This is a genomic window from Paenibacillus contaminans, assembly GCF_003285015.1.
In the GTDB taxonomy this organism is placed as follows: Bacteria; Bacillota; Bacilli; order Paenibacillales; family NBRC-103111; genus Paenibacillus_V; species Paenibacillus_V contaminans.
In genome coordinates, this window is record NZ_QMFB01000016.1 from 1 (window position 1) to 13,013 (window position 13,013).

The window sequence follows — 13,013 nt, forward strand, 5'->3', positions numbered from 1 at the left end:
CGGCTGCGCTGCCGCAGCGCCGGCACGCTCGCCCGGCGCCGGCGCTGCGGCGTCTAGCGCCGCGGCATCCGGCACCGCCGGCTTCGCGGCGTCGCCGCTCGAGCGCAGCAAACGCTGCAGCGCTTCGGCATGCGCGGCTTCTTGCGCCCGCAGCCGCTCAAGCGCCTGCTGCGCTTCGCAGCGCCGCTCGAGCGCAGCCAGCTCCGCGCGTAGCGACTCCGCTCCGGAGCGGCTTGCGGCGGCCAGCTCCGCATGCGCGCGATCCAGCACGTCGAGCGCCAGCCTGCGGTAATGCGTCTTCACTTCGCCCGCGATTTGCTTCGCGTAATTGAGCGTATATTCGCCTGTGAAGCTTGCGCCCGGCTGCACCTGATCCGCCAGCCATTGCGGCGTAATCGGGAATAGAATCGAATCGGTCGCGCCATCATAAGCGTCGCCCTTCAAGCCGCTCTCCTCCAGCGACGATTTCACCATCGCCTGCAGATGCCAGGCAATGCCCGCCCGCACGCGCTCGCTGAAATCGGACTGAAACGCCAGCAGCCTGCTTTCCGTTTCCTTGGCCGTCTTTGCCGCTCCGGCAAAAAAGCCGACCTTAAAGCCGGGTTTCCTGCTTTGCAAATAACGCTCCGCAAGGTCGCGAGTAGCGGCTGGCGTAATATTGGCGTTATCGAGCAGTGACTGCAGCTCCTTCTTCCATTCGGCCAGCTTCAGGTCCGCTTGCTCCGTCAATGCCGACAGCTCCCGCCGCTTCCGATCGAGCGCTTCCAGCAAGCTCCCCGCATCCAAGCCGGCTCTTTCGTTCTCCGCTTCTTCGGCAGCGCTTTCCTCATAGACGTCTTCCGTGTTTTCACCGTCCGACATGCTGCTATCCGCTGCAGAACCGGCACTGCCTAATGCTATCTCGGCAAGCTTGCTCTTTTCCTCTTCATTGCCGGCTTCGACAACCTTCGCATGGTCCCTTATCAGCTGGTCAGTCGAACAGACCGCAGACCATTCGCGCAATTCGTCCGCCTTCGCTTGAAGGCCGCCGATCAGCCAAAGCAGCTTATCCCATTCATGATGCGGGTGATCCGGATACTTCAACGACAAATAGACGAACCCGTCCGGCGATATATGCCAGTTGGCGAACGCCTCGGCTACCCCCTGCCGGAACGATTCGAAGGTCAACTCCTGCTCGCGATGCTTATCGATCTGGTTCACGATCAAGTAGATCGGCTTGCCCCATTCCTTCAGCTTCTTGGCAAACTCGAAATTCATTTCCGAAAGCACATGATTGTAATCCATGACGTAAAAAACGACGTCGGCAAGATGGAGCGCGGATTCCGTCGCCATCCGGTGCGCATCGTCGGTCGAATCTACGCCCGGCGTATCCAGCAGCGCGAGCCTGTCGCCGAGCAGCGGGATCGGATACGAAATATCGATGGAGGCGATATCCTCTCCGTTCTTGCAATAGGCATCAAGTTCTTCAGGCGCGATTACCGCCGTCCGCTCTCCTTCTCCTTGATCGGTACGCGTTACTTTAACGGCAGGCTCGCCGTTGCGAATGGCGACGATATTCGCGCTCGTCGGGATCGGACTCGAAGGCAATAACCGATGACCGCAAAGCCTGTTAACGAGGCTTGACTTCCCCGCCGAAAAATGACCGCAAAATGCGATCGTCAGCTCGCCCGACGAATATTTCCGCTCTACTTCAGCCAGCTTATCCGCGTGAATGCCGTCACCTGATTCCCGCATCAGCCGCGCAATATCCAAAAGCGTTTGATTAATCATTCCTGTTCCCCTCGCAGCCCGTCATTCCCGGGAAAATTCGCCGCCTCTCCGCAGCGCTATCCCGTTTTCTCGTTTCTCACACTGCATTATGCGACGCAAATCTCACATACAAGCTTCCGGCACGCCGGTTAAGCTTCTAAACATATCAATGAACCCCACATACAGCATGGGGTTTTGTCGTATTTGTAAAAAGAAGCCGAAAAATCCGGCTTCTATTGCAAAACATTTTCTTCTTCAGGAATGAAGATTTCAAACACGTCGCCGTGCTGCAGGATCGTAATGTCCTTTTCTTTCACTTTCATGACGACTACGTCCGGACGCACTTTCATACGCTCCAAGTAATTTTCCGGAACGGTACCCGACTCGCTTACCACGACGCCTTCGACCTCGCGTTCTTCATTTTCCGCCAGCGGCGTGTTCAGAACCTCTTCGTAAATGTCCGAGAATTGCTCGAAGCTTTTCGTGTAGACTGCGATGCATTTCATTTTTAATCCCATCCTTATTTAATATCTGCTGCTACTTCTGAATCTTACCAGTGTTTCTAACCTTCGGCGTTTTCATACGCTTTTTGCCTTCCCGGCATACGTCCAGCAGCGGGCAAACCGTACAAGCAGGGTTTTGCGCCTTGCAATGGTATCTGCCGAAAAAAATAAGGCGATGATGCGTGATCGTCCATTCGTCCTTCGGTACTTTCTTCATCAGTTTCTTCTCGACTTCAAGCACCGAATCTTCTTCCTTGGCGAGTCCCAAACGTTTGGAAACACGATCAACATGGGTATCGACAGCGATTGCCGGCACGCCGAATGCGTTCGAAACGACAACGTTAGCCGTCTTCCTGCCGACGCCCGGCAGCTGCACAAGCTGCTCGTGCGCCTCCGGCACGTTCCCGCCGTATGTATCCAGCAAAATGCGGCACAAGCTTTGGATGTTTTTGGCCTTGCTGCGAAACAGTCCGATCCGACGTATATCCTGCTCGAGTTCTTCAATCGGCACAGCCACATAATCATCGGGCTTTCTATATTTCACAAACAGCGTTTGGGTCACTTTATTGACCGTTTCATCCGTGCACTGAGCGGATAGCAGAACGGCAATTGTTAATTCGAACGGGTTGGAATGGTTTAACTCGCAATGCGCATCGGGAAACATGTCCGCGATTGTGTCGAGTACATGACGAACTTGTTTCGAGACCACTTGCATTTAACCCCTTCCGTCGCTGAAGTAGCTTTTGCCCAATACCCATCAGTGTACAGAATAGAACCGGGATAATCAATATTTTCTTTCATCAAAAATCGAACTTTTTTTGCAAAAAAATTAAAATTCGTTCGAAAACAAGGATAAAACACTGTCCGCATCCTTGAAGCCGGCGTGAACGGTGGGTCTCGAGCCGCTTGCCATTTATGCGATTGATTAAAAAAAAGGCCGTCCCCTGGTCATTTAGACCTTAAGGGACAGCCCGATTCGGATGATTGCGGAAAGCTCGGTTATTCTGCTATGGCTTGCATGAAAAAAACTATTGCCGTTCCACTTCGATGATTTTACCGTCAAGCAAATAAATCGTGACTTGCTCTTGAGACACTAAATAGTTAGGAATGTAAGACGTATCCCCTCTGTGTACATAAACGTTCGGATGAAGCAAATATTCGGTTTTGTCGCCGATCGATCGAAGCAGCAGCGAAAGTACTCTGGAAGTCGCATTGTACGAAGAAACCGTTCTTTGCTGCTTCTCCGCCACGACAGCAGTGAAGCCGCCTTCCGGGTTCGCATTCAGCTCGATGCGGTCCCCTTCTTTAAGAGCGGAAAGCGAACCTGTCGCATTGCTTCCTTGGCGTACCACGATGTTACCCGCCGTATCGATCGTTTGCTTGGCGCCCGACGAGTCCTGCACGGTAAGCTTGCCGCCGGCTGCATCTAAATTTGTAACGAAACCGCGTAAAGTTGATTGTAACGCTATTTTAGTCACCTTTGATCCAACAAAAGATACGTGCATATTTTCGTCAAGAGGCATGTCGGAAAACTTAGCATTCGCCTTCACCGAATTAAGGATTGGAACATCGTAATTTACTACAAAAGTCTCTGTCGTTCCCACTACATCGGTTACCTTAATTTGACGGTTTGGCTCATCCTTCGAAACAAGACGGACAAGCTTCGATTTTATTTGTTGAATATTTCCGACGCGGTCTTGAGAAGAATTCAGCGTAATTCTCACTTTATCATCGATCGCCAGCTTTGAAGGAACAACCGAACCTTGTACGCCTGCAAGCTCAACGAAAGGCGATGAACTCATTTTTACTGGGATAATTTGACCATCATCAGTTTTAATTGTCAAATCCGAAGTTGAAGTATTAATAAGTACGATCTTTCCTTCATACGTGTTCGAAACCATAATTTTTTGAACGGATTTATCGCTTTGGGAAGCGACCAGATCGACTTTCATTCCCTTTGGAAATTGACCTGAGAAATTTGAAAGTGCAACCGGATACCCGTTTTTGTCGATTATCGTGCTATCGTTTAATACATATGCTTCAGGTTTACCGTCCTGCAACACCGTAAGCGACTTCGAATCCGCGTCGTAGCTGACAATGGACAATAAATAAGTTGATCGAATAGAACGCGACGTAACAGTAATCGCCGAAACGCTATTATTTTCGTCAAGTTCGATATTCAGCTCGTCTCCTGCTTTCAAATCCTTTATCCCTGCATGAGATATCCCGTTAATCGTAACTGAGACGTCAGAGCGTAGATCATAACTTGTCAGCTTATTTCCGTTCGCTTTACGGATTGTCAAATAGGAATTATTTACGTCGGAATTGACATACTCCAGCTTCCCTTGATCGATCGATTCCGCGTACAGCTTCGTAATATTAAGCGACGTAATGAGACCGTTCAACGTTTCGTAAGCAACCTTGTCGCCCTTCTGGAAGCTTCCGAGCTCGGTCGTCGTCGTGCCTTTGAGCGTTAAATCCGCGTCGGATGCCAGCTTATACTCAACCGTGCTGCCGTCTTTATTCGCGATGGTCAGCTTGTTTTCCGAAGCTTTGACGCTTTGCACCGTACCTTCGCCGTTCGTTATAACAGGCAGCTGAACGATCGTTACTTGGCTGAACTTGCTGCCGGCCGGGTAAGACAGCCGTTTAAGCGAAAGCGTGCTCCCTACTTCCAGCGAGCCGATGCTCGAGCCGCTTCCATCCTTATTAAGCACGGTAGCCGTTTGAGACAAATCGTACCAGCCGCTCCCGTTTGCGGCAGCCAGCTTAAGCTTCATTTCGATCAGGTTGACCTCTTCCAATACGCCTTCTACGAGCTCGAAGCCCGCATCCTCGCGCAGCACCTCGATGTATACCGCATTCGTGCCTGACGTAACCGCATAAACCTGGCTGCCGGTTTTCAAATTGCTCAGCCGGATTTGGCTGGGATCGTTCGATGCGTTGAAAATGGCGCTTCCGGCATTGATCCCGAAGGATGCGGAATTGCCGTTCGAATCGGCCAGACGTACGGAGGATTCTCCGATTTGATCGATGAAGCGGATGGAAGCGAGACCCGATTTCTCGGCGATATCCTTCGCTCCGCGGCTAAGGAATGTCGCCATTTCGGCGCGCGTTACTTTACCGGCAGGCTTGAAGCTGCCATCCTCGAAGCCGTCAACCAGCTTCAAAGCGACTGCTTCGTTTATGTATCCGATAGCCCAGGAAGACATGCTCCCCGTATCGGTGAACGTTGTGGAACCGGTCTGCAGCTTGTCCGCTTCTTCTTGCTTGCCGAGCATACGTACCACGATTTTGGCGATCCATTCGCGGGAAGCGCCCCGTTCGCCCCAAATCTTTTTATCGGGATTTTCCGCTCCGCCGGACTCTTCTTCTATTTTGATCAATCCGCTTTCGATCGCTTGTATGACGTATGGCTTGGCATAAGCGGTTATGGCCATGTCTTTCGGCAGAACGGTTTCGACGCTGATTTCTTTCGCTTTCTCCTCAAGCCCCATCATCCGGATCGCCATGATGAGCGCATCTTGCTGGGAAACGTTGTCCCCCGGGAAAAACTTACCGTCATACCCTTCGATAATACCCAGCAGCGATAATTTCGTTATATGCTTGTTAGCCCAATGACTCGTCGCCACGTCGGGAAAGCTCGCTTTAGCCGATACGGCGCTTCCCTGACTCGATCCGGTTCCCGTGTTCGTTTCGGCCGCCCATGCGGGCGCACCGCCTAACGCCATCGTCGCCGCGATCGTTACGACGACGGCGCGTTTTGCCACCTTCGAATTATGCATGTATGATCTCCTCTCTCCGTGAGCCGCACTTGCGTCTTACCTTCGCATAGGATGCGGCAAATCCATATGCCCCATTAAACTTTCCACTTGCTTGCCGTCAAGCAGAACGTCGATCGATTTCAGCTCCTGGAACTGAAACATCGTCTTCTGCAAAGCTTGCAGCAGCATGGCTTCTCCTCCGGAACCCAGCTGCCCGTCAGGCTTCAGGGAAACATCCAGGACGAGCTCGCCGTCCTTGACCGCCGCCGATTTCAACGTCAATCCCTCCAAGAGAGGGATCGCTTGCTTATCCGGCGCTGTCTGCAGCGCTTTGAAGGCTTCCGCGTATTTGTCTTGCTCCTTCTCGTACCGAATCGTTACGGTTCTGGTCTCCAAATTACTGGCCGACTCGTCCGAATAATAAGACTGAATGCTTGTTTCCTGCATAACCGGCGCAGCCGAAGGCGTCGGCGATGGACTAAGCGATGGCTGCGTTGCGGCAGATGGCTGCGCGGCGTTGTTGTTCGGCTGCTTCGCTTGCCCGCAACCGACGGCGGTTACGGCCACACAGGCAGCTACGATGTACGTGATGGTTTGTTTGCGCATGGTATCCCCTCCCGGTGATTGGATTGCCTGAACGATCGTCTAAGCAGGTTTGGTTTACCGTTTAAGGTATTCCTTAATGCCGGACGCGATCGCTTCGGCAACCTTCGTCTGAAATTGCTCGTTAAACATTTGCTTTTCGTCTGCAACATTCGACAGGAACCCGATTTCGCACAGCACGGCCGGCATCGAAGTATATTTAATGACACGGAAATCGGAATTTTTCACTTTTCTGTCCGGGAAGCCCGCTGCCGCCAAAATCTTCTCATGCAGCAGCTTCGCCAACTCGAGACTATCTTCCTTCCAATAGTACGTTTCCGTACCGCGGGTATTGGGCGCCGTAAACTTATTTCCATGGATCGATACGAACACATCCGCATTGTTGCCGTTGGCGAAATCTACGCGTTCGTTCAATTCCAGGAAGGTGTCGTCTTCGCGCGTCATCAAAACCTCGATGGAAGAATCCTGCTGGAGCAGCTTCTGCACCTTGAGCGCCATAGCCAGCGTGAATTCCTTCTCGGATCTGCCCGTTACCGAAGATGCCCCGGGATCGCCGTCACCGTGCCCGGCATCGATGACCACTCTGTATTTGCCGTTAGGGTTAGGCCGCGTTTCCTTATCGCTGAACGCGACGACTATCGTTCCCGCCGAAGCCGACTCTTCTAAATTATAAAATATTTTTGAATTCAGGTCGACCACAACCCGGACAACAGGCGGCTCATTCGAAAAATTCGCGAATCGGATCTTGCCGATCGCTTTATGTACGGTTGTAAATTCTCCTCCGTTGCTTGAAAATATGGCCGGTACGGCATCCTTGCCTTTCTCCGTTTCGCCGCCGGCCGGGCTGCCGGTTGCTCCATCCGGGCTGCTCGAGGAACCGCCTGCATTTGCATTCGGACTTGGCGTAGGGCTCGAGGAGCTTTCGCCCGCTTTGGCGGAGATGGTTGGCGCCCCATCCACAGAACTTGCGATCGCCTTGGCCTTAGGGCTAGGCGTAGGACTTGCCGAGCTTTCGCCAGTCTTTGCAGAGGAGTTCGGCGTAGGGCTTATCGGATTTTCCCCGATTTTAGCGGCCGGACTTTGCGTCGGACCGGACGTCTCGAGTCCGTTGCCCTCAGAACCGTTCAAGCCTGCCGATTTCACTTGGTTCGAAGCGGAACTATCGCCTGCAATCTCTCCTGCCTTCAACGATTTCGACAGCTTGCTGTTCGGCAATTCGATAACGAGCCGATTCGGATTGCTAAGCGTAAACAGCTTGGGCTTTACATTCCCGCTTGCCTTTATGGTCAGCTTATTATCCGTGAATCCGATGGCAGTGACCTCAGCCGCTGCAGACGGCTTTTGGCCGCCGCCCACCGGACCCGGCGTGTTCGGAAGAGCTTGTCCGTTCTCGCCTCCGGTTTTCCCATCATCCGGCTTGCTCTCCGCCTGCTTCCGGGCAAGACGCACCGCCTGTCCTTCTTGATCCCAATTGATCTCTAACCCCATCTGCTCGGCAATAAGTCTCACAGGGAGCAGCGAAGTCCCCTCTACGTTGATCGGCGCGACCTCCAGGTTATGAATCGTACCGTTAACATCCGCTTCCTTGCGGCCGATTCGAAACGATACATGCAAATCGCCTTTATCGACCGTTACTTTCTGCTCCTCCTGATTCCATTTGACTTCAGCTCCCAGCGATTCCGTAACGATACGCACCGGTATCATCACATTGCCGTCCACATTACGCGGCGGCTGTTCCGCCTTCAGCAGCTTGTCATCCAAAAACAGCCGTACCGGCGTCTCTTTTGCCATCCCGATTTGCGGCAGCAGCAGCTGCATCAGCAAAAGGGCAGGCAGCATCGCAATCCAAAGCTTTTTCATCGCACACCTCAACCTAGTTCGTATTCGTTCTGCATAAAACTCACGGCTTCCGACTCTATCCGACATTAGGTTAAACGCAAAATCTTCGATAAAGTTGCGATTTATGTCGTATTTTACTAGATTTCGACTTTGTAGGCCGATTCCCTGCTTGAAAGGAATCAAATCTTGCTTTCATTCTCTTTTTCATCGTTTATCAAGGATAAACGGTTTCGCCGACATAAACGCTTTCTAAGAAATCGACTTCGTATGCATAAGCCGGGATACGCGCGTTACCGTTGAAAGATTTGTGAAACCTCTAAAGCTTACATTTTTAAAAAAACGCGCAAAATAGCCGCGGAGCTGCAGCCCCGCGGCTATTGGGAACAAGCTTAATTGTACGCGATACGCTCTGCATGCTTGGCTTCATACTCCGCAATAGCGGAATCATGCTTCAGCGTCAAGCCGATATCGTCAAGGCCGAGCAGCAAAAACTGTCTGCGGTGCTCGTCAAGATCAAAGGCGATTTCAAGGCCTAAATCGTCCGTAATTTTTTTCTGTTCGAGGTCGACGTTGAGCTTGTAGCCTTCATTCGCAGCCGTGCGCTGGAACAGCTCTTCCACTTGCTCCTCGGAAAGCTTGATCGGCAGGATGCTGTTTTTGAAGCAGTTATTGTAGAAAATGTCGGCGAACGAAGGCGCGATTACAACCTTGAAGCCGTAATCCAAAATTGCCCAAGGCGCGTGCTCGCGGGAGGAGCCGCAGCCGAAATTGGCGCGCGAGATCAACACGGAGGCTCCTTCAAAGCGCGGCTGGTTCAAAGAAAAATCCTTAATGACATTGCCGGACTGGTCGAAGCGCCATTCAAAAAACAAAAATTGTCCGAAGCCTGTACGCTCGATTCTTTTCAAAAACTGCTTAGGGATAATCGCATCCGTATCGACATTGACGCGGTCGACCGGTCCGACGATACCCGTATGTTTAATAAAAGCTTCCATCTATTCGTTCTCCCTTCGAAGTCGTTCTAGCGTCCCTTATTGAAAACGAAGACTGCGCAGGTTCTCAAAAAGGGACTCTTAAACGTTCAATTGTACTCTTAATGGAACTGCCATTCGCGAACGTCGTAGAAATGCCCTTTGATCGCAGCTGCTGCCGCCATCGCCGGAGAAACCAGATGCGTACGGCCGTCGCGGCCTTGACGCCCTTCAAAGTTACGGTTAGAGGTCGACGCACAGCGTTCCCCCGGGCTCAGAACATCCGGGTTCATCGCCAAACACATGGAGCAGCCCGCATCGCGCCATTCGAAGCCCGCTTCGACGAACACCTTATCGAGACCTTCTTTTTCAGCCTGCAATTTCACGCGTCCGGAGCCCGGCACGACCATTGCGCGAACGGCAGAATCGACTTTGTAGCCTTTTGCCACGGAAGCCGCTGCACGCAGGTCTTCGATACGTCCGTTCGTACAGGAACCGATAAACACGACGTCCACTTTCAAATCCGTCATCGGAGTTCCGGGAGTAAGTCCCATGTATTCAATCGCTTTTTCCGCCGCCTTGCGCTCGTTCTCCGTAGGGAGGCTTTGCGGCTCGGGCACGGAAGAAGTTACGTCGGTACCCATACCAGGGCTCGTTCCCCAGGTAACTTGCGGCACGAGGGATTCGGCGTCGAATTCGACGACCGTATCGTAAGCTGCGCCTTCGTCCGTCGTCAGCTTCTTCCACTCGGAAACCGCTTGATCGAACGCTTCGCCTTGCGGTACGTATTCGCGTCCGCGCAAGTAATTAAACGTCGTTTCGTCCGGAGCGATCAGACCCGCGCGCGCACCCGCTTCGATCGACATGTTGCAGACGGTCATCCGCTCTTCCATCGACAAGCTGCGGATCGACTCGCCCGTATATTCGACGACATACCCTGTCGCGAAATCCGTGCCGTATTTGGCGATAACGCCAAGAATCAAGTCTTTGGCCGTTACGCCCGGCTTCAGCTTGCCGTTAATGCGAACTTCCATCGTTTTGGACTTTCCTTGCTGCAAGCATTGCGTAGCGAGCACATGCTCCACTTCGCTGGTGCCGATTCCAAACGCCAATGCGCCGAAAGCGCCATGCGTGGAAGTGTGGCTGTCGCCGCAAACGATCGTTTTGCCCGGGTGCGTCAGACCGATTTCAGGTCCCATAACGTGAACGACGCCTTGATCGACATTGTTGAGATCGAACAGCTTGACGCCGAAATCGGCGCAGTTTTGCGACAGCGTATCGATTTGCTGCTTGGAAATCGGATCCGCGATATTGAAACGGTCCTTCGTCGGCACGTTGTGATCCATCGTTGCGTATGTCAGGTCCGGACGGCGAACCTTCCGGTTGTTCAAGCGAAGTCCTTCGAACGCTTGCGGAGAAGTTACCTCGTGAACCAGGTGCAAATCGATATAAATAATGGCCGGCTTGCCCGCTTCCTGATGAATGACGTGATTGTCCCAAATTTTTTCGTACATCGTTTTTTTCGTCATCGTTACCCCGCCTTTTCATGAAGATGTCGAACTTTGATAATAAACTTAACCTATGAATTTCGATGCAAATATCGTATCATTTCTTTGTTCATTGTTCCAAGATATAATATCTATAAGAGCTATAGGATAGAGTAATAAACAAAAACCTCGGTGCGTTCAAGGAGGAATAGAAATGGAAATACGTCAGCTGCTGTACGCAGTCCAAATTGCGGCCGACAAAAATTTTTCCCGCGCGGCGGAAAAGCTTCATATCGCCCAGCCTTCGCTCAGCCAGCAGCTTGCCAAGCTGGAGAAAGAAATCGGCGTACTGTTGTTTCAGCGCAACACGAATTCCGTCGAAGCCACGCATGCCGGAACGGTTTTTGTGGAGAAGGCGCAAACGATACTCGATATGATCGCACAGCTCAAAAAAGAAATGGAAGACATCTCGCAAATGCGGAAAGGGAAGCTGATCGTCGGCTCCTTGCCCATGACGGGAGCGCATATACTGCCCAGAGTTCTTCCGGTATTCTACAAGCTTCATCCCGGAATCGAAGTGATGCTTGTGGAAGAGACGACCTCCAATTTGGAGGCGCTGACGGCCAGCGGACAAACCGATATCAGCTTGCTTACGCTCCCGGTAATCGATCCCGCCCTTTCGTATGCGCCGCTTATCGAGGAGGAAATCGAGCTGGCCGTTCCGCCGCAGCATCCGCTGGCCGCCCTCGGGCAAAACGGAGAAGCCGTCGATATCGGCAAGCTCCGGGACGAGCCGTTCATCGTCCTGAAGCGCGGCCAGGGCTTCCGACAGCTCGCGTTCGAGCTTTGCGAAACCGCCGGCTTCGTGCCGCGCGTCGTATTCGAAAGCAGCAACATCGAAACCGTACAATCACTGGTCGCAGCCGGCATGGGCATATCCTTCGTCCCGTCGATGATCGCAAGGGAGCTTGGCAGTCCGTTCGTTCCCGTATATGTTAAGCTGAACGGAGCGCCGAGCCGGATGCTCGTCATCGCGTACCGTAAAGGCAGGTACCTATCGAAAGCGGCGGAGGCGTTCATCGAAACCGCGGTCGAAGCCGTAAAGCAGCATCCGCAAGGATAAGAGGCTTCGCGGTCCTAAATGCTTTCAAAGAAAGCGACTTCGTAAGCGTAGGCATGGACTCGTGCGTTTTGAAAAAAGCGCTTGATTGGTGAAACAGTTAAAATAACCCCGCCTGCTTTATCATGAAGCGGCGGGGTTACTCTTTTAATATAAATGAGGGCGGCGATCCTCAAAAATCGGAATCGTCCGGCGCACTTTATCGACGTTATCCAGATCGACCGTAGCCGTCAAAATCGTTTCTTCCTCCCCGCCTTCGGCAATCGCCTCGCCCCACGGATCGATAACCATCGAATGTCCGAAAAACGATGTCGTGCCGCTCGTTCCGACCCGATTGCATGAAACGACGTACATCTGATTTTCGATAGCCCGGGCCATAAGGAGCGTACGCCAATGGTGAAGCCGCGGGTGCGGCCATTCGGCAGGCACGAACAGCAGCTTCGCGCCGTCGAGCGCCAGCTTCCTGGACAGCTCCGGAAACCGGATATCGTAGCAAATCATCATCCCGGTTTGTATGCCGTCGAGCTCGAAACGGCCCAGCCGTTCTCCCGCCGTCAAATATTTTTCTTCGTCCATCAAGCGGAACAAATGAATTTTGGAATAATCCGCCGCGACATTGCCCGTCCGGTCGAACGCATAAATCGTGTTCAGGATCGCGTCTTCCTTCTTCTCGGCGATCGAGCCTCCAATAATATTGACCTGATGCTGCCGGCTGAATAACGATAGATATTCGCGCGTCCGCTCGCCTTGCACATCGGCAAGCTCATGAATACGGTCGAGCGCATAGCCGGTATTCCACATTTCCGGAAATACGATGACATCCGGCTTTTCGGCTGTGCTTACGGCCTGCTCCAGCATCGACTCCAGCTTGGCGAAATTTCGCTCCGGTTCCCCGATGGCGATGTCCATCTGCAGCAAACTGATGCGCAGCTTTGATGTAGTCATGGTCGATAAACTCCTCTGTAACGGTTATTTAT

10 protein-coding genes are annotated in these 13,013 nt (G+C 52.5%); 1 reads left to right on the plus strand and 9 read right to left on the minus strand.

What is annotated here, in order from left to right; genetic code table 11:
• The 8 genes from DQG23_RS24425 to leuC form a co-directional block, all read right to left on the minus strand.
• Positions 1-1,770, minus strand: a 1,770-nt coding sequence (locus tag DQG23_RS24425; protein ID WP_192894628.1) for a dynamin family protein, incomplete at its 3' end; no start/stop codon positions are given.
• Between the two features lie 212 nt (positions 1,771-1,982).
• Positions 1,983-2,255, minus strand: a complete 273-nt coding sequence (locus tag DQG23_RS24430) for an NAD/NADP transhydrogenase alpha subunit (RefSeq protein ID WP_113033578.1) — start codon at positions 2,253-2,255, stop codon at positions 1,983-1,985.
• Between the two features lie 31 nt (positions 2,256-2,286).
• Positions 2,287-2,961: an endonuclease III gene (nth, locus tag DQG23_RS24435; protein WP_113033859.1), complete on the minus strand. Its 675-nt coding sequence runs from the start codon at positions 2,959-2,961 to the stop codon at positions 2,287-2,289.
• 319 nt (positions 2,962-3,280) lie between these two features.
• Positions 3,281-6,037: an S-layer homology domain-containing protein gene (locus DQG23_RS24440; protein WP_113033579.1), complete on the minus strand. Its 2,757-nt coding sequence runs from the start codon at positions 6,035-6,037 to the stop codon at positions 3,281-3,283.
• Between the two features lie 36 nt (positions 6,038-6,073).
• Positions 6,074-6,622: a GerMN domain-containing protein gene (locus DQG23_RS24445; protein ID WP_113033581.1), complete on the minus strand. Its 549-nt coding sequence runs from the start codon at positions 6,620-6,622 to the stop codon at positions 6,074-6,076.
• Between the two features lie 54 nt (positions 6,623-6,676).
• Positions 6,677-8,479: an N-acetylmuramoyl-L-alanine amidase family protein gene (locus DQG23_RS24450; protein ID WP_158560672.1), complete on the minus strand. Its 1,803-nt coding sequence runs from the start codon at positions 8,477-8,479 to the stop codon at positions 6,677-6,679.
• Between the two features lie 368 nt (positions 8,480-8,847).
• Positions 8,848-9,453 (minus strand): 3-isopropylmalate dehydratase small subunit, encoded by a 606-nt coding sequence (leuD, locus tag DQG23_RS24455; RefSeq protein WP_113033585.1) that lies wholly within the window; start codon positions 9,451-9,453, stop codon positions 8,848-8,850.
• 98 nt (positions 9,454-9,551) lie between these two features.
• On the minus strand, positions 9,552-10,958 hold the full coding sequence (gene leuC / locus DQG23_RS24460; RefSeq protein ID WP_113033586.1) for a 3-isopropylmalate dehydratase large subunit: 1,407 nt from the start codon (positions 10,956-10,958) through the stop codon (positions 9,552-9,554).
• Between the two features lie 172 nt (positions 10,959-11,130).
• Between leuC and DQG23_RS24465 the strand changes: the two genes are divergently transcribed.
• Positions 11,131-12,039 (plus strand): LysR family transcriptional regulator, encoded by a 909-nt coding sequence (locus DQG23_RS24465; protein WP_113033589.1) that lies wholly within the window; start codon positions 11,131-11,133, stop codon positions 12,037-12,039.
• A gap of 144 nt (positions 12,040-12,183) precedes the next feature.
• On the opposite strand, the gene DQG23_RS24470 is transcribed toward DQG23_RS24465, so the two are convergent.
• Entirely contained in the window at positions 12,184-12,981 is a 798-nt protein-coding gene (locus DQG23_RS24470) for a carbon-nitrogen family hydrolase (RefSeq protein WP_113033591.1), read from the minus strand.
• Positions 12,982-13,013: the final 32 nt, after the last annotated feature.

What these genes read in the sequence shown, in the direction of transcription:
- DQG23_RS24430 (WP_113033578.1), bottom strand. Translation starts at nt 2,255, where the DNA reads ATGAAATGCATCGCAGTCTACACGAAAAGCTTCGAGCAATTCTCGGAC.
- DQG23_RS24440 (WP_113033579.1), bottom strand. Translation starts at nt 6,037, where the DNA reads ATGCATAATTCGAAGGTGGCAAAACGCGCCGTCGTCGTAACGATCGCG.
- DQG23_RS24445 (WP_113033581.1), bottom strand. Translation starts at nt 6,622, where the DNA reads ATGCGCAAACAAACCATCACGTACATCGTAGCTGCCTGTGTGGCCGTA.
- DQG23_RS24450 (WP_158560672.1), bottom strand. Translation starts at nt 8,479, where the DNA reads ATGAAAAAGCTTTGGATTGCGATGCTGCCTGCCCTTTTGCTGATGCAG.
- leuD (WP_113033585.1), bottom strand. Translation starts at nt 9,453, where the DNA reads ATGGAAGCTTTTATTAAACATACGGGTATCGTCGGACCGGTCGACCGC.
- leuC (WP_113033586.1), bottom strand. Translation starts at nt 10,958, where the DNA reads ATGACGAAAAAAACGATGTACGAAAAAATTTGGGACAATCACGTCATT.
- DQG23_RS24465 (WP_113033589.1), top strand. Translation starts at nt 11,131, where the DNA reads ATGGAAATACGTCAGCTGCTGTACGCAGTCCAAATTGCGGCCGACAAA.
- DQG23_RS24470 (WP_113033591.1), bottom strand. Translation starts at nt 12,981, where the DNA reads ATGACTACATCAAAGCTGCGCATCAGTTTGCTGCAGATGGACATCGCC.